18 protein-coding genes and 1 tRNA gene are annotated in these 22,169 nt (G+C 65.2%); 16 read left to right on the forward strand and 3 right to left on the reverse strand.

Features of this window, described 5'->3' with window-relative positions:
• Positions 1–82: 82 nt before the first annotated feature.
• The 11 genes from hisI (at position 83) to pyk (ending at position 15,378) form a co-directional block, all read left to right on the forward strand.
• Positions 83–535, forward strand: a complete 453-nt coding sequence (gene hisI, locus ACFVYC_RS17985; RefSeq protein ID WP_387552785.1) for a phosphoribosyl-AMP cyclohydrolase — start codon at positions 83–85, stop codon at positions 533–535.
• Between the two features lie 114 nt (positions 536–649).
• Entirely contained in the window at positions 650–2,212 is a 1,563-nt protein-coding gene (locus ACFVYC_RS17990; protein WP_387552787.1) for an anthranilate synthase component I, read from the forward strand.
• Positions 2,212–2,856, forward strand: coding sequence for a Trp biosynthesis-associated membrane protein (locus tag ACFVYC_RS17995; protein ID WP_387552789.1), 645 nt, complete (start codon positions 2,212–2,214; stop codon positions 2,854–2,856). Before ACFVYC_RS17990 ends, ACFVYC_RS17995 begins: the two co-directional genes overlap by 1 nt.
• A 104-nt stretch (positions 2,857–2,960) precedes the next feature.
• Positions 2,961–3,248 carry an HGxxPAAW family protein gene (locus ACFVYC_RS18000; protein WP_387552791.1) on the forward strand — a complete coding sequence of 96 codons (288 nt, stop codon included), beginning with the start codon at positions 2,961–2,963 and terminating at the stop codon, positions 3,246–3,248.
• Entirely contained in the window at positions 3,248–4,069 is an 822-nt protein-coding gene (trpC, locus tag ACFVYC_RS18005) for an indole-3-glycerol phosphate synthase TrpC (protein WP_387552793.1), read from the forward strand. The genes ACFVYC_RS18000 and trpC overlap by 1 nt, the downstream gene beginning before the upstream one ends.
• Before the next feature lie 120 nt (positions 4,070–4,189).
• Complete coding sequence (gene trpB, locus ACFVYC_RS18010) at positions 4,190–5,518, forward strand: tryptophan synthase subunit beta (protein WP_387552795.1); 1,329 nt, start codon at positions 4,190–4,192, stop codon at positions 5,516–5,518.
• A complete protein-coding gene (trpA, locus tag ACFVYC_RS18015) occupies positions 5,515–6,324 on the forward strand; it encodes a tryptophan synthase subunit alpha (protein WP_387552797.1) in 810 nt (269 codons plus the stop codon). The genes trpB and trpA overlap by 4 nt, the downstream gene beginning before the upstream one ends.
• Positions 6,325–6,328: 4 nt before the next feature.
• The gene (gene lgt / locus ACFVYC_RS18020) at positions 6,329–7,495 is read left to right on the forward strand and encodes a prolipoprotein diacylglyceryl transferase (RefSeq protein WP_387552799.1); all 1,167 of its coding nucleotides are present in this window, start codon (positions 6,329–6,331) and stop codon (positions 7,493–7,495) included.
• 264 nt (positions 7,496–7,759) lie between these two features.
• Entirely contained in the window at positions 7,760–12,373 is a 4,614-nt protein-coding gene (gene gltB / locus ACFVYC_RS18025; protein ID WP_387552801.1) for a glutamate synthase large subunit, read from the forward strand.
• On the forward strand, positions 12,366–13,823 hold the full coding sequence (locus ACFVYC_RS18030; RefSeq protein WP_387552803.1) for a glutamate synthase subunit beta: 1,458 nt from the start codon (positions 12,366–12,368) through the stop codon (positions 13,821–13,823). Before gltB ends, ACFVYC_RS18030 begins: the two co-directional genes overlap by 8 nt.
• Before the next feature lie 64 nt (positions 13,824–13,887).
• A complete protein-coding gene (gene pyk, locus ACFVYC_RS18035) occupies positions 13,888–15,378 on the forward strand; it encodes a pyruvate kinase (protein ID WP_387552805.1) in 1,491 nt (496 codons plus the stop codon).
• 95 nt (positions 15,379–15,473) lie between these two features.
• Here pyk and ACFVYC_RS18040 read toward each other — a convergent pair whose 3' ends face one another.
• The gene (locus ACFVYC_RS18040) at positions 15,474–16,079 is read right to left on the reverse strand and encodes an ANTAR domain-containing response regulator (protein ID WP_163163231.1); all 606 of its coding nucleotides are present in this window, start codon (positions 16,077–16,079) and stop codon (positions 15,474–15,476) included.
• A gap of 204 nt (positions 16,080–16,283) precedes the next feature.
• On the opposite strand from ACFVYC_RS18040, the gene ACFVYC_RS18045 reads away from it, so the two are divergent.
• From ACFVYC_RS18045 to ACFVYC_RS18055, 3 genes are all read left to right on the forward strand, one after another.
• Positions 16,284–16,365: transfer RNA gene (locus tag ACFVYC_RS18045), tRNA-Leu, on the forward strand.
• Between the two features lie 952 nt (positions 16,366–17,317).
• The gene (locus ACFVYC_RS18050) at positions 17,318–17,626 is read left to right on the forward strand and encodes a heavy-metal-associated domain-containing protein (RefSeq protein WP_387552807.1); all 309 of its coding nucleotides are present in this window, start codon (positions 17,318–17,320) and stop codon (positions 17,624–17,626) included.
• 194 nt (positions 17,627–17,820) lie between these two features.
• Positions 17,821–19,269 (forward strand): MFS transporter, encoded by a 1,449-nt coding sequence (locus ACFVYC_RS18055; protein WP_387552809.1) that lies wholly within the window; start codon positions 17,821–17,823, stop codon positions 19,267–19,269.
• Between the two features lie 178 nt (positions 19,270–19,447).
• Here the strand turns inward: ACFVYC_RS18055 and ACFVYC_RS18060 are convergent, their stop codons facing one another.
• Positions 19,448–20,044: a CGNR zinc finger domain-containing protein gene (locus ACFVYC_RS18060; RefSeq protein WP_387552811.1), complete on the reverse strand. Its 597-nt coding sequence runs from the start codon at positions 20,042–20,044 to the stop codon at positions 19,448–19,450.
• Positions 20,045–20,124: 80 nt separating this feature from the next.
• On the opposite strand from ACFVYC_RS18060, the gene ACFVYC_RS18065 reads away from it, so the two are divergent.
• Both ACFVYC_RS18065 and ACFVYC_RS18070 read left to right on the forward strand, forming a co-directional pair.
• Positions 20,125–21,219 carry an LLM class flavin-dependent oxidoreductase gene (locus tag ACFVYC_RS18065; RefSeq protein WP_387552812.1) on the forward strand — a complete coding sequence of 365 codons (1,095 nt, stop codon included), beginning with the start codon at positions 20,125–20,127 and terminating at the stop codon, positions 21,217–21,219.
• Between the two features lie 52 nt (positions 21,220–21,271).
• The gene (locus ACFVYC_RS18070) at positions 21,272–21,901 is read left to right on the forward strand and encodes a cysteine hydrolase family protein (RefSeq protein ID WP_387552814.1); all 630 of its coding nucleotides are present in this window, start codon (positions 21,272–21,274) and stop codon (positions 21,899–21,901) included.
• 55 nt (positions 21,902–21,956) lie between these two features.
• On the opposite strand, the gene ACFVYC_RS18075 is transcribed toward ACFVYC_RS18070, so the two are convergent.
• The coding region (locus ACFVYC_RS18075; RefSeq protein WP_387552816.1) for a hypothetical protein at positions 21,957–22,169 on the reverse strand (213 nt) is incomplete at its 5' end.

Raw genomic sequence — 22,169 nt, forward strand, 5'->3', positions numbered from 1 at the left:
GTTGGGCAGCGCGTCCACGCGCGCAGGCGTGCCGTTGTTCACACAGGAATTCAGGCATGGGCAAGGCACTAGACTTGACCTGATGTCTGAGCAGCCCGCCCCCACCGCACTCCCTGGTTCCGCCCTGCCCGCAGCGCCGTCGGCAGGCCCGGCCACGCCCTCCGCTGCATCGCCGGCAGGCCCGCTCCCGTCCGAGCTGGCCGCGGCACTCAAGCGTGACAGCGCCGGCCTCGTTGCCGCCGTCGTGCAGCAATTCGACACCAACGAGGTGCTGATGCTCGGCTGGATGGATGACGAGGCGCTGCACCGCACACTCACAAGCGGCCGGGTCACGTTCTACTCCCGCTCCCGCCAGGAGTACTGGCGCAAGGGAGACACCTCCGGGCACGTGCAGTGGGTCAAGTCCGTGGCCATGGATTGCGACGGCGACGCCCTCCTGGTTCGTGTGGACCAGGTAGGCGCCGCGTGCCACACCGGCACCCGCACGTGCTTCGACGGCAGGGACCTGGAAGTCACCACCAGCCCGGCAGGCTGACCATTTTGACCGCAGGTTGCTGCGGAGCGCAGGGGAGGGCTGGCCACCCCTGCAAGCACATCAACAGGCGCCGGCACGGCCGGCCCCTTCTAGAACAGGCGGAACAGCATAGCCATGCAGGACCTTGGAATCATCAGCCCGGGCCTTGAGGAGTTCCGGGAACTGGCCGGCCACAGCCGCGTCATCCCAGTACGGCTTAAAATACTTGCCGACGCGGAGACGCCCATTGGTTTGTACCGGAAGCTCGCGCAGGGGCAGCCCGGAACGTTCCTTATGGAGTCGGCTGCCGTGGGTGGGGCCTGGTCCCGCTATTCCTTCATCGGCGCAAAGTCCCGGGCAACGCTGACCACCAAGGACGGGAGCGCACACTGGCTGGGTGAACCGCCCGCAGGGGTCCCGGTTGACGGCAGCCCCGTGGAGGCCGTCCGGGACACCATCGAAGCCCTCCGCACGGACCGGTTCGAGGGCCTGCCCCCGTTCACCTCCGGCCTGGTGGGGTTCCTCGGCTGGGAAACCGTACGGCACTGGGAGCGGCTGGTAAGCCCGCCCGAGGATGACCTGCAGCTGCCGGAAATGGCGCTGAACCTCGTTACGGACATGGCCGTGCACGACAACGTTGACGGCACGGTGCTGCTGATCGCCAACGCCATCAACTTCGATGACAGCTCCGAGCGCGTGGACGAGGCCTGGCACGACGCCGTGGCCCGGGTCAAGGCACTCCTGGCCAAAGTCAGCACCCCGGTGGCGCAGCCCGTCTCGGTCCTGACCCCTGCTGCTTTAGACTTTGCCTCCAGCGTGCAGGAGCGCTGGGACGAAGCCGAGTACCTGGCTGCCCTGGACCGCGGCAAGGAAGCCATCGTGGACGGCGAAGTCTTCCAGGTAGTGATTTCCCGGCGCTTCGAAATGGAATGCAAGGCCTCCGCCCTGGACGTTTACCGGGTCCTGCGGAACACCAACCCCAGCCCCTACATGTACATTTTCAGCCTCGAGGACGCCGACGGCCGGGAGTACTCCATCGTGGGTTCCTCGCCGGAGGCCCTCGTGACGGTGACCGGTGAAGAGGTCATCACCCACCCCATCGCCGGGTCGCGCCCGCGCGGCAAAACAGTGGAGGCGGACAAGGCACTCGCTGAGGAGCTCCTGGCGGACCAGAAGGAACGCGCCGAACACCTGATGCTCGTTGACCTCTCGCGTAACGACCTTTCCAAGGTCTGTGTGGCCGGGACCGTAGACGTCACGCAGTTCATGGAGGTGGAGCGTTTCAGCCACATCATGCATCTCGTCTCAACCGTGGTGGGCCAGCTATCGCCGAAGGCAAAGGCCTACGACGTCCTAAAGGCGACGTTCCCGGCCGGGACGCTCTCCGGTGCGCCGAAACCCCGCGCCCTGCGTCTTCTCGACGAGCTGGAACCGCACCGCCGCGGCATCTACGGAGGCGTTGTGGGCTACCTCGACTTCGCCGGGGACATGGATATGGCCATCGCCATCCGCTCCGCCCTGCTGCGCGGGGGACGGGCCTATGTCCAGGCCGGCGGCGGGATCGTAGCTGACTCGGTCAACCCCACGGAGGCCCTTGAAACCGTGAACAAGGCCGCCGCTCCGCTTCGGGCCGTCCACACGGCAGGGTCGCTGCAGAACATCTCGGCAGAGGAATTGCCGGACGGGACGGGTTCCTGATGCCCGCTCAAGGGCCGGACACGGGGCACGCTGGAGGCGCCGGAAAGGCTTCCGGCGCCCCTGCGTGGGCCCGGAAGTCCACGCTGGTGCTGCTCGTCGCAGTCCTGGCGCTGGCGGTGTTTGGCACGACCACCCAAACGTGGATGACCGTCACACTGGACCCGAACCAGGTGGGCCAGGCCGGTGCCGCGCAAACGGCGCTGGAAGTCCAGGGCAGCAAGGCCGCCACCGCCGTCACGGCGCTGGCCCTGGTTGCCCTTGCCGGCGGACTGGCCGCCGCGATCGCAGGCAGGATCGCGCGGTGGATCATCACCGCCATCATCGTCCTCGCGTCGGCAGGAATCGTCGCCGCCGCGGCCACCGTCCTCGCCAATCCGCTCGCCGCAGCCCAGGGAGCCATCGCGGCCGCCACCGGGATCACAGGCAGCCAGGCGCACGTTTCCGTCACCGCATTCCCGGTGCTCGCCGTCGTCGCGGGCTGCTTGCTGGCCATGGCAGCCCTGCTCATCATCCCCGCCGGGCGGCACTGGAAAACCAGGACAAAATACGACGCCCCGGCCGCCGGAGGCTCTGCCGCGGCGGCAGGTCCTGTCGATGAGATAGACAGCTGGGACCGGCTCTCGCGCGGCGACGACCCCACCTGAGACGCCTCCGCGCCGCCGCGGTCCACGCGGGCAGGCGCCGATACGCGGCCACCGGCCAAAAAATGGCAGAATGTAAGCAGTATCCACCCTGAGGAGATTTTTCCATGAGCAAAGCACCTGCGTCCGTTTCCAAGTCAGGCACCCGCACGGTGGCCCCCGGCGCCATTGACCACAGCCAGGAACTCGGCCACGGCAACAGCCCCGCGGCCTGGACCTGCGTCATCGTGATGCTGGTGGGCGCGCTCATCGCGTCAATCGCCTTTGTCATCGCCAGCACCCCCATCTTCATTGCCGGCGGCGTCGTGATGGTGATCGGACTGATCCTCGGCTGGATTATGCGCAAAGCAGGCTACGGCGTCGAAGGCAGCAAGCTGAAGAACTCCGGCCACTGATGGCAACTGTTCTCGACGACATCAACGCCGGTGTCAGGGAGGATATGGACGCGCGGAAACGCCTGGTTTCCCTCGCTGAACTGAAGGACCTGGCCCAGGCCGCGGCACCTGCCCGCGACGCCTGGGCAGCGCTCGGCGGCCCCTCCCGGTCCCGGGAACAGCTGAAAGTCATCGCGGAGATCAAACGCCGCAGCCCCTCCAAGGGTGACCTCGCCGCCATCGGCGATCCCGCTTCCCTTGCACGGCAGTATGCCGACGGCGGCGCCTCAGTCATCAGCGTCCTCACCGAACAGCGCCGCTTTAACGGGTCCCTGGCGGACCTGGACGCCGTGCGCGCCGCGGTGGACGTGCCCTTGCTGCGCAAGGACTTCACGCTCGACGAATACCAGATCTGGGAAGCCCGCGCCCATGGGGCAGACCTGATCCTGCTCATCGTGGCATCGCTCTCGGACGCACAACTCACCGAGTTTTCGGCGCTCAGCCAGGAACTCGGCATGAACGTGCTCGTGGAGACCCATACCGAAGCGGAGATCGAGCGGGCCGTCGCTGCCCGGGCGCGCATCATCGGAGTCAACGTGCGGAACCTCAAGACGCTCGACGTCGACCGTTCCGTTTTCGCGTCCCTGGCAGGCCTGATCCCGGCTGAGGCCCTCGTGGTGGCCGAATCCGGCGTCCGCGACGTTGACGATGTCACGCACTACGCCGCGAGTGGAGCCAACGCCATCCTGGTGGGCGAGGCCCTGGTCAGCCACGCCACCCCGCGTGAGCGGATTACGGAATTCACGGCGGCAGGCGCCGCCGCCATCGCAGCCCGCGGCTGACCGGGACGCCCCTGCACCCTCGGTGGACAGGGGCTGCCTGCCGCCCGCGGAAATTAGTTCCGGCACCGCTGCCGGAACACCACATTTATTGAACAAACAACTTCGAACAGGACGGGACTGATGGCCGACGCACCCTCAGCGAACGCTGACAACAACGCCGCGGAAGCATTCCTGCAGGGCGGCTCCCTCAAACACGCCCCGGGACCCTACTTCGGCAGCTACGGGGGACGCTGGATGCCGGAGTCCCTGATCGCCGCCTTGGACGAACTCGAGGAGACCTTCGACAAGGCCAGGGAAGACCCTGAGTTCCGGGCGCAGATCGCGGACCTGAACAAAAACTATTCCGGGCGTCCCTCCCTGCTCACCGAAGCCAGGCGCTTCTCCGAGCACGCCGGGGGAGTCCGGATCTTCCTCAAGCGCGAGGACCTGAACCACACCGGCTCACACAAAATCAACAACGTCCTGGGCCAGGCTGTGCTTGCCAAGCGCATGGGCAAGACCCGCGTCATTGCCGAAACCGGTGCCGGCCAGCACGGCGTGGCCAGCGCCACCGCCGCCGCCCTGATGGGGCTGGAGTGCGTGGTGTACATGGGAGCTGAGGACTGCCGGCGCCAGGCGCTGAACGTTGCCCGGATGGAACTCCTTGGCGCCACCGTCATTCCCGTCACCAGCGGCTCGCAGACCCTCAAGGACGCCATCAACGAAGCCCTCAGGGACTGGGTGGCCAATGTGGACAACACCCACTACCTCCTGGGCACCGCTGCCGGCGCCCATCCCTTCCCGGCCATGGTCCGCTACTTCCACGAAGTCATCGGCGAGGAAGCCCGCGGCCAGATCCTGGACCAGGTTGGCCGGCTTCCTGACGCCGTCTGCGCCTGCATCGGCGGCGGCTCCAACGCTATCGGGATCTTCCACGGCTTCCTTGATGATCCGTCCGTGAAGATCTACGGCTTTGAAGCCGGCGGCGACGGCGTGGAGACTGGCCGCCACGCGGCCACCATTACGCTCGGCAAGCCCGGCGTCCTGCACGGCGCCCGTTCCTACCTCATGCAGGACGACGACGGCCAGACCATCGAATCCCACTCAATCTCTGCCGGCCTCGACTATCCGGGGGTCGGCCCGGAGCACTCCTACCTGGCGGACATCGGACGGGTCAACTATGAACCCATCACCGACGCCGAGGCCATGGAAGCCTTCCGCCTCCTGTGCCGCACCGAAGGCATCATCCCCGCCATCGAGTCCTCGCACGCCCTCGCCGGCGCCATCAAGGTGGGGCAGCGCCTCGCTGATGAAGCTGACGCCACCGGCGCAAGCGCGGAGGACAAGATCGTGATTGTGAACCTCTCCGGCCGCGGCGACAAGGACGTAGCCACCGCAGCCGAATGGTTCGACCTGTTGGACAAGAATTCCGCCGAGTCGGAAATCGGCAAAGAGGGGGAGCAGCTGTGAGCACTGCACAGACCATCAGCAAGTCAGCCGCGGCCATCGACAAGGCCCGCGCCGAAGGCCGCGCCGCCCTCATCGGGTACCTTCCCGCCGGGTACCCCAGCGTCGAGGATACGATCGCTGCAGGCATCGCCTTGGCAGAGAACGGCGCCGACCTCATCGAAATCGGCATCCCTTATTCGGACCCGGTCATGGACGGCCAGGTCATCCAGGCAGCCACCACGGAGGCACTGGCCAAGGGCTTCTCGGTGCGCCAGGTTTTTGATGTGGTGGCAGGCATCACCAGCAGGACCGACGCTGCCGTCCTGGTCATGACGTACTGGAACCCGGTGGTCCGGATGGGCGTGGACGAATTCTCGCGGCGCCTGTCCGAGGCCGGGGGAGCCGGGCTCATCACCCCGGACCTCATTCCTGACGAGGCAGCCGAGTGGATGGAGGCTTCGGATAAATACGGCCTCGACAGGGTGTTCCTGGTTGCACCGTCCTCCACCAAAGAGCGTATGCAGCGGACAGTGGACGCGAGCCGCGGCTTCGTCTACGCCGTGTCCATCATGGGCGTCACCGGCGCCCGGACCTCCGTCAGCACCGCGGCCAAGGATGTGGTGGCTGCGGCACACGCTGCCGGCGCCGAACGCGTCTGCGTGGGGCTGGGTGTGTCCAACGCCGGGCAGGTCCGGGAGATTGCCGCGTACGCCGAAGGGGTCATCGTGGGCACCGCCCTGGTAGCGGCCATCCGCGACGGCGGCGTGGACGCCGTCGCTGCACTCACCAAGGACCTCAGTGCCGGACTGACCAGGGAAGAAGCCTAAAGCAATGCAGACGCTCCTTCAGGCGGCAGCCATGGTGCCCGCCAGCATCCCCAGCCCGGACTGGTCCGGCTTCGACATTCCCCTGCCCTGGGGAACGCTGCGGATTCACGCGTACGCGCTGTGCATCCTCGCGGGGATCGTGGTGGGCCTGTGGCTGACCTCAGTCCGCTGGGCCAAACGAGGGGCACCTGAAGGCAGCGTGTGGGACATCGTCGTCTGGGCGATTCCCTTTGGCATCATCGGCGGCCGCCTGTACCACGTGGTCTCCTCACCCGACGCGTACTTCGGGCCCGGCTTCGACGGCACCGGCGACCTCTCGCTGATACCGCAGATCCAGCGTGGCGGCCTGGGCATCTGGGGTGCCGTGGTCCTGGGCGTTGTGGGCGCGTGGATCGGCTGCCGCCGCAGCGGGGTCAAACTCAGTGCCTTCCTTGACGCCGCCGCACCCGGGCTGCTGCTGGCCCAGGCCGTGGGACGCTGGGGCAACTACTTCAACCAGGAGCTGTTCGGCGGCCCCACCACCCTGCCGTGGGGGCTGCAGATCGACGCGGACAACGCCAACTTCCCCGCAGGAGTCCCCGCCGACACCCTGTTCCATCCCACGTTCCTGTACGAATCGCTGTGGAACCTGGCCGGCGTCGTCATACTGCTCGCACTGGACCGGAAGTTTAACTTCCGCCGCAGCAGGCTGTTCTGGCTCTATGCCATGTATTACACCCTGGGCCGGGTCTGGATCGAAGCCATGCGCATCGACGATGCCGAGCAGATTTCCCTGTTCGGCATCACCACGCGCCTGAACGTCTGGACCAGCATCTTCGTTTTCCTGGTTGCCCTCGCGGCGTTCATCCTGCTGGGACGAAAGAAACGGACGGAGCCGGACACCGTCTACCTTCCGGGCCGCGAACCGGCGGAAAAGCAAGACGTGAAGCCGGGTGAAAAGGCGGTGGCAGCCACCGTCGATCCAGTCCGTGATACGGACTCCGTTGTCTCAGATAGTGAATCGCGTGATAATCTCCCTGAGAACAAAAGCGGTTCCCGGCATGCCTCCGTCCCCACGGAACAAGCCGAGGCTGCGCCGGCGGGCCCCAAACCCGGACCGGATGCAACCGTTGCCGGAAGTTCCGGCAGCACAGCCACAGGAACCGCGCCGGAAGCCGGCACTACCAAGTAGCGCGCAGGCCAGGCAGGGCAGCAGAGCCACCGCTCGAAGCGCCCAATCACCACAACGTCGTGGCAGCGGGGCCACCGTGGACAGCATAGAGCTGCTGTCCTGTGTTGCCCGGGGCAGGGGCCTGCTTAACTGTTAGTTCAGCGGGCCATGCTGACCTACAATTTCCAGTAATCAACACTTTGTTGTGCCCATAACCGCGGCGCCGCACGAGTGGGGCCAATGGTGTCCCTTCCATACGCACGATCAGGAGGAAGGACGTCTCCCATGACCCAAACTCTTCACACTCCCAGTTGGTCTGAACCGGATCAGCCTGAGACCGCCATGTCGCCGTTCAAGCGCTTCGCGGCTCTTCCGGAGGCACACGGGCTGTACAACCCGGAGCAGGAGAAGGACGCCTGCGGTCTTGCGATCATCGCCACCCTCCGCGGCGAACCGGGCTATGACATTGTGGACGCCGCCCTCACTGCCCTGCGCAACCTCGAGCACCGCGGTGCCGTTGGCGCGGACGAGGGCACCGGTGACGGTGCGGGCCTTCTGATGCAGATCCCGGACGAGTTCTTCCGTGCGGTTACGGAGTTCGAACTCCCCGCTCCCGGCCAGTTTGTGGCCGGCACCGCTTTCCTCCCCGCCGAGCAGCGGGAGTCCGACGCCGCCAAGGCAGGCATCGAGGGCCTCGCAGCTGACGAGGGCCTGAAAGTCCTCGGCTGGCGGGAAGTGCCCATCGTCGCCGACCTCGTCGGTGCCATGGCACGCGCCTGCATGCCTTACTTCTCCCAGCCGTTCCTGGCGTCCGCCACCGGTGAGGAACTGGACCGCAACGAGCTGGACTCCCGCGCCTGGCGGATCCGGAAGCGCGCCCAGAACAAGTTCGGCGTCTACTTCCCCTCGCTGTCCTCGCGGACCATTGTCTACAAGGGCATGCTCACCACGGCCCAGCTTGAGCCGTTCTACCCGGACCTTTCGGACAAGCGCTTCAAGACCAAACTGGCGATTGTGCACTCGCGCTTCTCCACCAACACCTTCCCGTCCTGGCCGCTGGCCCAGCCGTTCCGCACCATCGCGCACAACGGTGAGATTAACACGGTCAAGGGCAACCGGAACTGGATGCGTGCCCGCCAGTCGCAGCTCGCCAACCCGCTGCTGGGCGACTCGCCGGAAGAGCTCTACCCCATCTGCACCCCCGGCGCCTCCGACTCCGCGTCCTTCGACGAGGTAGCCGAGCTACTGTGGCTCTCCGGCCGCCCCATCACGCACTCGATCATGATGATGATCCCCGAAGCCTGGGAAAACCACGCCACCATGGATCCGGCCCGGCGTGCGTTCTACGAGTACCACTCCCTGCTGATGGAACCGTGGGACGGTCCCGCGGCTGTTTCCTTCACCGACGGCAACCTCGTCGGCGCCACCCTGGACCGCAACGGCCTGCGCCCGGGCCGGTATTGGATCACAGAGGACGGCCTGATCGTCTTCGCCTCCGAGGTGGGCGTCATCGACGTCGAACCCTCCAAGGTGGTGAAGAAGGGCCGCGTGTCCCCGGGCAAGATGTTCCTGGTGGACACCGAGTCCGGCCGCATCATCGACGACGAAGAGGTCAAAGCCGAGGTCGCCGCCGCCAACCCGTGGGCGGAGTGGGTCAAGGACAACCTGATCGACCTCAAGGACCTGCCCGAGCGCGAGCACGTGGTTCACACTGCTGCATCGGTGAACATCCGCCAGCGCACCTTCGGCTACACCACCGAGGAACTGAAGATCCTGCTGGGCCCGATGGCCCGCACCGGTGCGGAGCCGCTGGGCGCCATGGGCTCGGACACCCCGGTGGCCGTGCTGTCCAAGCGCCCCCGCCTGCTCTTCGACTACTTCGTGCAGTCCTTTGCGCAGGTCACCAACCCGCCGCTGGATGCCATCCGTGAAGAACTGGTCACCTCGCTGACCTGTGCCATCGGCCCCAATGGCAACCTGCTGGACACCAAGCAGGTCCGCCAGCCCCAGGTCCAGGTGCCGTTCCCGGTGATCAACAACGACCAGCTCGCCAAGATCGCCAACATCGAGGACGCCGACGGATTCCGTGTCGCGATGAAGGTCCGCGGGCTCTACCGCCCCGAAGGCGGCGAGAACGCGCTCCGCGCCCGACTGACTGAAATCTGCGAGCAGGTCTCCGGCGCCATCAACCGCGGCGTCCAGTACATCGTGCTGTCCGACCGCGACTCGAACGCGCAGTGGGCGCCCATCCCGTCCCTGCTCCTGGTCAGCGCCGTGCACCACCACCTGCTCCGCAGCGCCAACCGCACAAAGACCGCTTTGGTCGTTGAAGCGGGCGACGTCCGCGAGACGCACCACGTGGCGGTCCTGATCGGCTACGGCGCTTCCGCCGTCAACCCGTACCTGGCCATGGAATCAGTGGAGCAGCTTATTGCTGCCGGCGACGTCACCGGGGTCACCCCGCAGGACGGCGTCTACAACCTGATCAAGGGCCTGGGCAAGGGTGTCCTGAAGATCATGTCCAAGATGGGCATCTCGACGGTCGCTTCCTACACCGGTGCCCAGACGTTCGAAGCCCTGGGCCTGGGCCAGGAGCTGGTGGACGAATTCTTCGCCGGCACCCATTCGCAGCTTGGCGGCGTGGGCCTGGACGTTATCGCGGCCGAGGTCTCGGCGCGGCACCAGATGGCGTACCCGGAGGGCGGCATCGAGCAGCCCCACCGCCCGCTGCTTGGCGGCGGCGAGTACCAGTGGCGCCGCGACGGCGAGCCGCACCTGTTCAACCCCGAGACGGTGTTCCGGCTGCAGCACGCCACGCGTGAGCGCCGCTACGACATCTTCAAGGCCTACACCAGGGGAGTGGACGACCAGTCCCAGAACCTGATGACCCTGCGCGGCCTGCTCAAGTTTAAGAATGAGCGGCCCGCGGTTCCGCTCGAAGAAGTGGAGCCTGTCTCCAGCATCGTCAAGCGGTTCTCCACGGGTGCCATGAGCTACGGGTCCATCTCCCAGGAAGCCCACGAGACGTTGGCCATCGCCATGAACCAGTTGGGCGGCAAGTCCAACACCGGTGAGGGCGGCGAGGACGTGGACCGCCTGCTCGATCCCAAGCGGCGTTCCGCCGTCAAGCAGATCGCCTCGGGCCGATTCGGTGTCACCAGCCTCTACCTGACGAATGCCGACGACATCCAGATCAAGATGGCGCAGGGTGCAAAGCCCGGCGAGGGCGGCCAGCTCATGGCGCAGAAGGTCTACCCGTGGGTAGCCCGCACGCGTCACTCGACTCCCGGCGTCGGACTCATCTCCCCGCCCCCGCACCACGACATTTACTCGATCGAGGACCTCGCGCAGCTCATCTACGATGCCAAGCGCGCCAACCCCTCGGCCCGGGTGCACGTCAAGCTCGTCTCCGAAGTGGGGATCGGCACTGTGGCGTCCGGCGTGACCAAGGCGAAGGCCGACGTCGTGCTCGTTTCCGGCCACGACGGCGGAACCGGCGCCTCGCCGCTGAACTCGCTCAAGCACGCCGGCGTCCCGTGGGAGCTCGGCCTCGCCGAGACCCAGCAGACGCTGATGCTCAACGGCCTGCGCGACCGCGTGGTGGTGCAGGTGGACGGCCAGCTCAAGACCGGCCGTGACGTGGTGATCGCCGCGCTGCTCGGCGGCGAGGAATTCGGCTTCGCCACCGCCCCGCTGGTGGTGGAAGGCTGCATAATGATGCGCGTCTGCCACCTGGACACCTGCCCGGTGGGCGTGGCCACGCAGAACCCGGAACTCCGGGCCCGCTTCACCGGCAAGCCTGAGTTCGTGGTGAACTTCTTCGAGTTCCTTGCCGAGGAAGTCCGCGAGATCCTGGCAGAGCTGGGCTTCCGGAGCCTGGAAGAGGCCATCGGCCACGCCGAGGTCCTGGACAGCCGTGAAGCCGTGAACCACTGGAAGGCCGACGGCCTGGACCTGGATCCGATCCTGCACGGGCTGGAGTTCGACGACGACGCTCCGCTGCGGAACATGACCGGCCAGAACCACGAGCTGGACAAGCACTTCGACCAGCGGCTGATCACCATGGCCACGGAGGCCCTGACGGACCGCAGCCCGGTGAAGATCTCCGTTGACGTCATCAACACGGACCGCTCTGTGGGCACCATGCTGGGCCACGTGGTCACCAAGACGTTCAGCACGGACGTCCTGGCCACGGACACCATCGATGTGACCCTCAGCGGCACCGCCGGCCAGTCGCTCGGCGCCTTCCTGCCTGCAGGCATCACCCTGCGGCTGTTCGGCGACTCGAACGACTACGTGGGCAAGGGCCTCTCCGGCGGGCGCATCATCGTCCGGCCGGACCGCACCAACGTGTTCAAGGCGGAGACCAACGTCATTGCCGGCAACGTGATCGGCTACGGCGCCACGAGCGGCGAAATGTTCCTGCGCGGCCAGGTGGGCGAACGCTTCCTGGTCCGCAACTCAGGTGCCACCGCCGTCGTCGAAGGCATTGGCGACCACGGCTGTGAGTACATGACCGGCGGCCAGACGCTGATCATCGGCCGTACCGGCCGCAACTTCGGTGCCGGCATGTCCGGCGGCACCGCCTACGTCCTGGACCTGGACACTGCCAGGGTCAACAAGGACGCACTGCAGTCCGGCGAACTCCAGCTCCGCGAGCTGGACGCCGAGGACCGCGACATCGTGCACGGCCTCCTGGTCAAGCACCTTGAAGAAACTGACTCCCAGCTGGCCGCGCGCCTCCTCGAGAACTTCGATGACACCGCCGCCCGCATTACCAAGGTGCTGCCGCGCGACTACGCGGCTGTGCTGCAAACCCGTCTCGACGCCATCGAAGAGGGCCTGGACCCCGACGGCGAAGAAGTGTGGTCTCGAATCCTGGAGGTAACCGGTGGCTGATCCACGCGGATTTTTGAAAGTACGTCAGCGTGAAACCCAGCCGCGCCGTCCTGTTCCCGTCCGCATCATGGACTGGAAGGAAGTGTACGAGGCGCAGGAAAAGGGCACCCTGAAGGCCCAGGCCGGCCGCTGCATGGACTGCGGCGTGCCGTTCTGTCACCAGGGCTGCCCGCTGGGCAACCTCATTCCCGAGTGGAATGACCTCACATGGCGGGACAAGGGCGAGGAAGCGATTGAGCGCCTGCACGCCACCAACAACTTCCCGGAGTTCACCGGCCGCCTATGCCCGGCCCCGTGCGAGGCGTCCTGCGTGCTGGGAATCAACCAGCCTGCCGTGACCATCAAACAGGTGGAAGTCTCGATCATCGACGAAGCCTGGGACAACGGCTGGGTCAACCCGCTGCCTCCGGCGCGCCTGACCGGGAAGACCGTTGCCGTCGTCGGCTCCGGACCTGCCGGCCTGGCCGTCGCCCAGCAGCTGACGCGGGTGGGCCACACTGTCGCCGTGTACGAGCGGGACGAAAAGATCGGCGGCCTGCTGCGGTACGGCATCCCCGACTTCAAGATGGAAAAAGAGCAGGTTGACCGCCGCGTCGAACAGATGAAGGCGGAGGGGACCCGCTTCCGCACCGGTGTCGCCGTGGGTACGGACGTGACCTGGGAGCAGCTGCGCAGGCGCTACGACGCCGTCGTGGTCTGCACCGGTGCCACCGTCCCCCGCGACCTGCCCATCCCGGGCCGCGACCTGGAGGGCGTGCACTACGCCATGGATTACCTGGTGCCGGCCAACCGCGTCGTCGCGGGGGAGACCGTGGAAAACCAGATCCATGCGCAGGGCAAGCACGTGGTGATCCTGGGCGGCGGCGACACCGGCGCGGACTGCCTCGGCACCGCCCACCGCCACGGGGCTGCCTCCGTAACCACCCTTGCCATCGGCAAGCAGCCCCCGGCTGAGCGTGCCGGCCACCAGCCGTGGCCGACGTTCCCCACCCTGTTCGAGGTTGCCAGCGCGCACGAGGAAGGCGGCGATCGGACCTATCTCGCCTCCACCGTTGAGTTCGTAGGGGAAGACGGCCGGCTCACCGGCGTCAAGGTGGCCGAGACGGAATTTGTTGACGGAAAGCGCCTGCCCAAGGCCGGCACCGAGCGGATCATCCCAGCGGACCTGGTCTTCCTTTCCCTGGGCTTCACCGGCGCAGAGCCGGCGGGAATCACCGAGCAGGTCAACGCCGAGTTTGACGGCCGCGGCAACGTGTCCCGGGACGGCTACTACATGACCAACACCGAGGGCGTTTTTGTTGCCGGCGACGCCGGCCGTGGCCAGTCCCTCATTGTCTGGGCCATCGCCGAAGGCCGCGCAGCAGCAGCCGCAGTGGACAAGTTCCTGATGGGCAGCACCATCCTGCCCGCTCCCGTTGCGCCCACCGACCGGGCTATCGCGGTCCTCTAGCGCAGCATCGAGGGTTCACCTCCACGCCAACTTAACCAATGCAAGAGACCAATAGGGTAGGTATATGAGACGCGCAAAAATTGTGGCTACATTCGGTCCGGCAATTGCCAGCTACGAAAACACCCTCGCGGTGCTGGAGGCCGGTGTTGACGTTGCCCGTATGAACATGAGCCACGGTGACTACTCCGTGCATGACAACACCTATGAGAACGTCCGCAAGGCAGCGGCCGACCTGAGCAAGCCGGTTGCCATCATGGCTGACCTGCAGGGACCCAAGATCCGCCTGGGCCGTTTTGTGGACGGTCCGCACGCCCTCGCCGAGGGTGACACGTTCACCATCACCACTGAGGACGTTCCGGGTACGAAGGACATCTGCTCCACCACGCTGAAGAGCCTCACCGAGGACGTCAACGTGGGCGATGCGCTCCTGATCGACGACGGCAAGGTGGCCCTGCGTGCCATCGAGGTTGACGACGTCAAGGTTGTCGCTGAGGTGACCGTGGGCGGCATGGTGTCCAACAACAAGGGCATCAACCTGCCCGGTGTTGCCGTCAACGTTCCGGCGCTGAGCGAAAAGGACGAGGACGATCTCCGCTGGGCCATGCGCCGCGGTGTTGACCTGGTGGCCCTCTCGTTCGTCCGCGATGCGTCCGACATCGTCCGCGTGCACGAGATCATGGACGAGGAAGGCCGCCGTGTGCCGGTGATCGCCAAGATCGAAAAGCCGCAGGCGGTGGACCAGCTGCACGAGATCATCGACGCGTTCGATGCCATTATGGTGGCCCGTGGCGACCTTGGCGTGGAGCTTCCGCTGGAGGAAGTGCCGATTGTGCAGAAGCGTGCCATCGAACTGGCCCGCCGCTGGGCGAAGCCGGTCATCGTGGCAACCCAGGTCCTGGAATCCATGATTGACAACCCGCGCCCGACCCGCGCTGAGGCGTCCGACTGTGCCAACGCGGTGCTGGACGGTGCCGACGCCGTGATGCTGTCCGGTGAGACCAGCGTGGGCAAGTACCCGATCGAGACCGTCAAGGTCATGGGCCGGATCATCGAGTCCACCGAGGTCCACGGTCTGGAGCGCGTTCCTCCGCTGGGCACCAAGCCCAAGACCCGCGGCGGCGCGATCACCCGGGCCGCCGTCGAAATCGCCGACCAGCTGGACGCGAAGTACATCTGTGCTTTCACCCAGTCCGGCGACTCCGCACGCCGCCTCTCGCGCCTGCGCCCCATCAAGCCGGTCTTTGCGTTCACTCCGGTGGAGCAGGTCTGGAACCAGCTGGCACTGACCTGGGGCATCCAGCCGGTGCTGGTCCAGATGGTGGACCACACCGATGAGATGACCGCCCAGGTGGACCGCAGCCTTCTTGAGATGGAGCTTGTGGACGACGGCGACCTGGTGGTTATCGCCGCCGGTTCGCCTCCCGGAAAGGCCGGCTCCACCAACTCGCTGAAGGTGCACAAGGTGGGCGACCTCGCCGATACCGCTCGTGTAGGCGAAGCGGTCAGCAACAAGGAAAAGCTCGGCCCCTGGCCGGAAAAGAAGAAGAAGGCCTAGGCTTTCGAGTAGCGAAAAGGACCCCTGCCGGTTGGCAGGGGTCCTTTTTCGGTGATTGGGCTTGTCGGGATTCCAACAGGCCCAATCAGGCGACGCTAGTTGACCTGGTTGATGATGGTTTCGGCCACTTCGCGCATGCTGAGGCGGCGGTCCATGGAAGTCTTCTGGATCCAGCGGAACGCTTCAGGTTCCGTGAGGCCCATCTTGGTGGTGAGCAGGCTCTTGGCGCGCTCCACGAGCTTGCGGGTGGCGAACTGCTCCTGGAGGTCGGAAACTTCGCTTTCGAGTGCCTTGATCTCCTCGTGGCGGGAGAGGGCGATTTCGAGCGCCGGGATGAGGTCAGCCGGGGTGAAGGGTTTCACGACGTAGGCCATGGCGCCGGCGTCGCGGGCGCGCTCCACGAGTTCCTTCTGGCTGAACGCGGTCAGCAGCACCACGGGGGCGATGCGTGCCTTCACGATCTTCTCTGCTGCGGAGATGCCGTCCATAACGGGCATCTTGACGTCCATCAGGACCAGATCCGGCTTCAGTTCCTCGGCGAGTTGCACGGCCTTCTCGCCGTTGTCCGCTTCGCCGATGACGTCATAGCCTTCGCCGCGCAGGATTTCGATGATGTCGAGGCGGATGAGGGTTTCATCCTCGGCCACAACGACGCGGCGCGCCGGTTGGGACGTGGGTTTTGACTCCGTCTGTTCAGTCACGGGATCTCCTTGGAAAGGTACGGCGGGGACATCACTATCTTAGGTGCGCCCGGTCCTGTACTTGATCTGCATGGTCGGTGTGCGGCGTCGGCGGCGCGATTCTGGAATTCAGCCTATCTGCATGTAGAGTAATTCCGCGTACGTGAAGCGATCGCGTTGCTCACAATCAGCTGTGGGCGTACCCATTTGCTTCATGTATTCCGCGCCCGAGTGGCGGAATTGGCAGACGCGCCGCACTCAAAATGCGGTATCGAAAGGTGTGTGGGTTCGAGTCCCACCTCGGGCACAGCATATCCCCTCGTGAGAGGGGTTTTTGCTTTAACGTGTTGACATGCCTTGTGGTGGCGTCATCTGAGGCTAGGTTGCGGGCTGTGGCCTGGCCGCCGCGGAGCCTAGTCAGGTGTGTGGGGTGGCGGGTTCATGACCGTGGCTGGTAGATCTTCCGCCTGCTGTGATGGGGTTTTGGGGTTCCTAATTCCTGTTCGGTCGGGTTGGCCGGGGGTGGCCAACACCTATTCACGGTCCGGGGCCGCGGCCACAACATGACATCACCGGTTCTGCTGGAAAACTTCCTTGGAAGCTCCGCCCTGGCGTCATGGCAGCTTCGGGGGCTCTGTTTGTCGTGCCAAAGGAAGTGTGGACAGCGTCCACACTTACGTCTGCTTAAAACACTTGGACGTGCCGCGGCGACGTGGGAACGCAACGGGAGATTTCGGATTGCTGTCGGAGCGTAAGGCTCAGGGTGGGGGACGGGGCTACGGAATTCAGAATGAAAGCCACCGTGGCGTTGCGGTTCGAAGCGGGTCAAAAGTGTCCGCTTTGGGTCTCTGAGTTTCTTGAGCCGTCGTCAACAAACGTGGAGATCGTGCCCTATTCTGACACCTGGCGCCCGGACGCCTGACGTCAGATTGGGGTGTGCTTCACCTTGCTGCAATGCCCGCGAATAACTGGCTGGTACTGTCGCGCACCCGGCACCGGCTACCGAAATCGGAACAATGTGTGCAACGCGTAGTTGCGAGGATGCCCGCGACTCAGGAGTGACTGCAGGGGACCCACCTGGCCTGCTGCCAGACTTCGTCCGCGAACTACCGCCGCAGGCACTTTTGCCCAATATACCCCCCGGGGGTATATTGAATTTGTTGTCAGTGACTTGGTATGTCCCGGCCGGTGCTTTGCATCCGCCTTCACAGCCGTCATCCCCAGCGCCCATTGATGCTTCGTCAAGGAATGGAACTGGCATGTTCAAATCTCGAAATTGCTACCAATTGCCCCTTACCCAGGCGGCTGCAGGCTGCAGCTGCTGCTCATCCGAGCCATCCACTTCGGCCGCCGATACCGGTGCGGTTGAGTTCAGCGTTGAAGGCCTGACCTGCGGGCATTGTGTCCGGACTGTGGAGGACGCCGTCAGAGCCCTTGATGGTGTGGAATCTGCTTCCGTTGAGCTCGTTTCCGGCGGCCGGTCCCGTTTGCGTGTGAGCGGCATAGCCGCCGGCGCTGATGTTCGTGAGGCTGTCACCTCCGCCGGTTATACCGTCGGCAACAACTGAACTTGTAGCTCGGTCATCCGACCGGTCCAACGTTCCGCCGGGATAAGACGGCAGAAGCGGGAAGCGTGAGCCTTGCTTCCGGCGTACGGGAGTCTGTCCGCGAACTTAACCAGGCGGTCTAGCCCCAACGGATGTGCGAGCCCACTTTCGTGACTTGGGGCCCTGCTGCCCCCGCAAAATTTTTAGGAGATGTTGTGACAGAAAAGGCAGGACAGCGCAGTGGTTTGATACCGCTGCTGGTGATTGCGTCCGCGCAGCTGATGCTGGTGCTCGACGACTCGATTGTGAATATTGCATTGCCGAGCATTCAGCAGGAACTCGGGGTAGGTCCCGTGCATCTGTCGTGGATCGTGAATGCATACATCCTTGCTTTTGGCGCCTTGCTGTTGCCGGGCGGGCGGATCGGTGACCTTTATGGTCGTCGACGGGTCCTGCGGGCAGGCCTGGCCATCTTCGTGCTCGCATCGCTGGCCGGTGGAATCGGTATCAGCAGCGAAATACTCATTGCCGCCCGCGCCGTTCAAGGGCTGGGGGCCGCGCTGGTGGCCCCAAACGCGTTGGCACTGATCACCACCACCTTTTCGGAGCACAAGACCCGTGACGCGGCGCTGTCACTGTACGGTGCGATGTCCGGCCTGGGAATCGTAGTTGGGCTACTCCTCGGCGGGGTCCTGACCGGCACGCTTGGCTGGCGGTGGGTTTTCTTCATCAATATCCCCATTGGGATCCTCGTCCTCTTTGGCAGCCGAAACCTCCCCGAAGCAGACCGCCACCCTGGCAACCTTGATGTCCGAGGCGCGGTGCTGGGAACCGGCGGCATGGTCTCCCTGGTGTACGCCATCACCCGCTTTGGTGAGGATGGCTTCACGGACCCGATCGGGCTCGGACTTATCGGTGTCGCTGCCGTGCTGCTTGCGGCGTTCATCGCCACACAGGCCCGCAGCCGCACGCCGCTGGTCCCCCTGAGCCTGTTCCGGGATCGCAGCCGCGCCGGAGCCTACGGGTCCATGCTGCTGCTCGCCATCGGACCCATGGGCACCTTTTACGTCATCACTCTCTATCTTCAGCAGGTCCAGCAGTACAGTCCCCTGCAGACCGGCACCGGCTGGCTACCATTCGCAGCCGGGCTCGTGGTCGGCGCAGGCGCTGCCCCCAAACTGCTCAACCGGGCCGCTCCACGCTTCGTCGCCGCGGCGGGCGCGCTGCTCAGCTCCTTGGCTGCTTTTTGGTTCTCCTTCATCCAGGTCGACACGAATTACTGGCTGCACTTGGCACCGGCCATGTTCGTTCTCGCCCTTGGGTTCGGACTCGGCGTCATTGCCCTGACCCAGGCCGCGGTCTACCACACTGAACCAAGGGAGGCCGGGATTGCGTCCGCCCTGCTGAACTCCGCCCAACAGATCGGCGTCGCGCTTGGTTTGGCCGTTCTGGCCGGTATCGCCGCAACCGTCACTGGCAGCGGAGGCCATGCGGACCTCTCCGAAAGCGGTCAACTTGTCGCCGGGTACGGCAGTGCGCTCACCGTCGCCGCCGGCCTGCTCATAGCAGCCGGAATACTCGCCGGTACCACACTGCCCTCCAAATTGACGGCACAAGCACATGGCAAGTCCAGTGCCGCTAGGGTAGACCAGCCGAGCCACTAGCTGCAGAGACGAAGTTTAGGAATGCCGCCGGATCAGGGCGGCATGCCCGCCATTGGAGCCGGAGCTAATCATGGTGGTTGGATGCGAAGATGCGTCGGCCGGATTCCGCTCACAAGCTACCTTGCAGCTGTGCGTGCTTGGCCCATCGGACCGAAGGGGGACCCGGCAGCACATCAATTCATGCGGTGTGTAGCGCGCGTTTACGCGCGTACGCGCGTGCCGCACGGACACGGTCCCCGCAGCGTGTAGAGCACCATTGCCTTCGCGCGTGCGTGCGGAGGAAGAATCGCTGGCACCCGTCCGCTTCGCAGGACGCGAGCACAGATGCCTGGTCGCCGCTTAGCAGCGAGGCAGCGTCCTCGGCCAGGACGGCCATGACGTGCTCGACGACCTGTGTCACGGGGTGCTTGGCGCTGCGGGTGAACCCAGCCGCCGGGTCGAACTGAAGCAGAAGCGCCCCGGGTGCACAGGTCAGTGCACGATTTAGAGCTTGCACGGCCGCTGCCGTGGGGACGTCCCCTGTCGCGTGCGCGGTGAAGAGATCGCGCAGATCCGCGCGCAGGGATGCGAGCCTGCCCCGGCAGTGCTCCTGCAGCACCGTCTCCGGTCCGATGAGATCGTGCGCGATCAGCCAAGCCGCGGCGTCATCAGGACCGTCCAATTCGTCGCAGCGTCTGCCCCCGGGCAGTTCATTTGCGCTGTTGACCAGCGCAAGGCTGGGATGCTCCTCGGCGCCCGGGGCTGCAGTTAGTGAAGCATCTTTCATGGTTCTCATGTTATCAGCTTCGGTTAACCGTGATAGTCCTGCTACGCTTCATCACGGTAAAGAGCAGATGTTTCCATGAGGAGTTTTTTATGCAGTTCGGACGACCATCCGGCACGTCCCCGTTCACCCTGTCGGTGCTGTCCGCAGGTGGCACCGGTGTCGGGATGACCGCGGGGGAGGGGCTCGCGGGTACGATCTCGCTGGCACGGGCGGCGGACCAGCGGGGTTATCACCGGTTCTGGATGTCTGAGCATCATGGGATGGGTGCGACATCGGTGTCTTCACCACCGTTGATGATCGCCCGCCTCATCGCCGAGACGGCGCGCATCCGCCTCGGCGCTGGAGGGGTGATGCTGCCTAACCACGCCCCGCTGCTGATTGCCGAGCAGTTCGGGATGCTGGAGGCTCTCGCCCCGGGCCGGATCGATCTTGGGCTGGGCCGGGCACCTGGCACGGACGGGGCGACCGCTGCCGCGCTCCGGCGGGGCGCGGCAGCCGACGAGGGATTCCCGCAGCAGGTGCTCGAGCTGCTCGGCTTCCTGGGCGACGTCTTCCCTCCCGGGAACCCATACCGGAACGTTCACGCAGTTCCCGGCCCTTGGCAGGCAAAGGAAAACCGGGTGCCTGCGTCATTGACTGCGCCGGAGGTATGGGTGCTGGGTTCCTCTCCGTACTCAGCTCAGCTGGCCGGGCAGCTCGGCCGGCCGTATGCATTCGCATTGCAGTTCGGCGACGCTGACATCGACACGGCCTTGCGTCTCTACCGTGAGAGCTTCCGGCCCTCTGACGTGCTGGCCGAGCCCCACACCCTCGTCAGCGTGCCCGCGGCGATCAGCGACGACCCGGCGGAGGCAAAACGGCAGGCGGCAACATCGGCCATGGCGATGCTGCGCATGTTCAGAAGCGAGGGCTACCTGCTCCTGCCTCCGGACGAGGTCGAGGCGTACCCTGCCACGATCCAGGAGCGGCAAATCCTGGACGCTTACACCGAACGCAGTTTCCACGGCACTGCCGCTACTGTCGCCGACCGTCTCGAAGTCCTGCACGAGCGCACCGGCGTCGATGAAGTGATGCTCGTGGTCGGCGGCCACTCAGCAGCCCTGGACCAGCGTGGGATCACCCTCATCGCCGATCACTACGAACTCCCGCACCTGAACGAACCGCTACCGGCCACCGCGCAATAAACACATTTCGACACTTCGACGTACACAACCCACCCCCAAGAAGGAGAACCCCATGACCACCCCCAACCGAGCCCTCATCGTCATCGACGCCCAACAGGAATACTTCGACGGACTGCTTCCGATCCAGTACCCCGCCCGTGACCAATCCATCACCAACATCCAGACCGCGATCAACGCCGCGGAGCAGGCGGGAACTCCCGTCGTGCTCGTCCAGCACGAACTTCCGGCAGAAGCCCCGGTGTTCGGGTCCGGGTCCGCCACCTGGCAGAACCACCCCGAAGTCGCTGCCCGCGAGGACGCGGCAACTATGCGCATTAGCAAACAGTTCTCCAGCGTCTTCGCTGGCACCGACCTCCAAGCCTGGCTGCGTGAACAGGGCATCGACACGATCACGCTCGTTGGCTACATGACAAACAACTGTGTAATCGCCTCCGCCGCGGCCGCCGAGCCCCTCGGTTTCTCCGTCGAAGTCCTCTCCGACGCGACCGGAGCAATCGACCTCACCAACGACGCCGGCACCGCGCCGGCACGCCAAGTCCACGAGACCCTCATGGCATTGCTGCATTCAAACTGGGCCGCCGTCACCGACACCGCAACCTGGGCCACGGCACTGCGTACGGGCGCGCCGCTAACCAAGAGCGACCTCATCACCTCCGCCGCACAAGGCCGCAGCACCCGGTAGAAAACCCGAGTCAGCGGTCATACCGGACCCCACACACCGTTTATCGGACAGTCCCTTAGGTGCAGCTGGTGGCATTTTTGCCGAAAATCTGTCTGGTTGTCATTCGGTAGCTGAGTTCGCCGGAAAGCGTTTGGGGCGTGACCCAGACCTGGTGGCCTTGGGACGCTTCGAACGGGACTGTCCGATTTTCGGTGGATCCACGGTTGGCATTTAGTTGATTCTTCCGTCGAAGCTGATGGCGAAGGCGTTCAGGGCCGGCTTCCATCGT

It is taken from the genome of Pseudarthrobacter sp. NPDC058329, assembly GCF_042879835.1.
Taxonomy (GTDB): Bacteria; Actinomycetota; Actinomycetes; order Actinomycetales; family Micrococcaceae; genus Arthrobacter.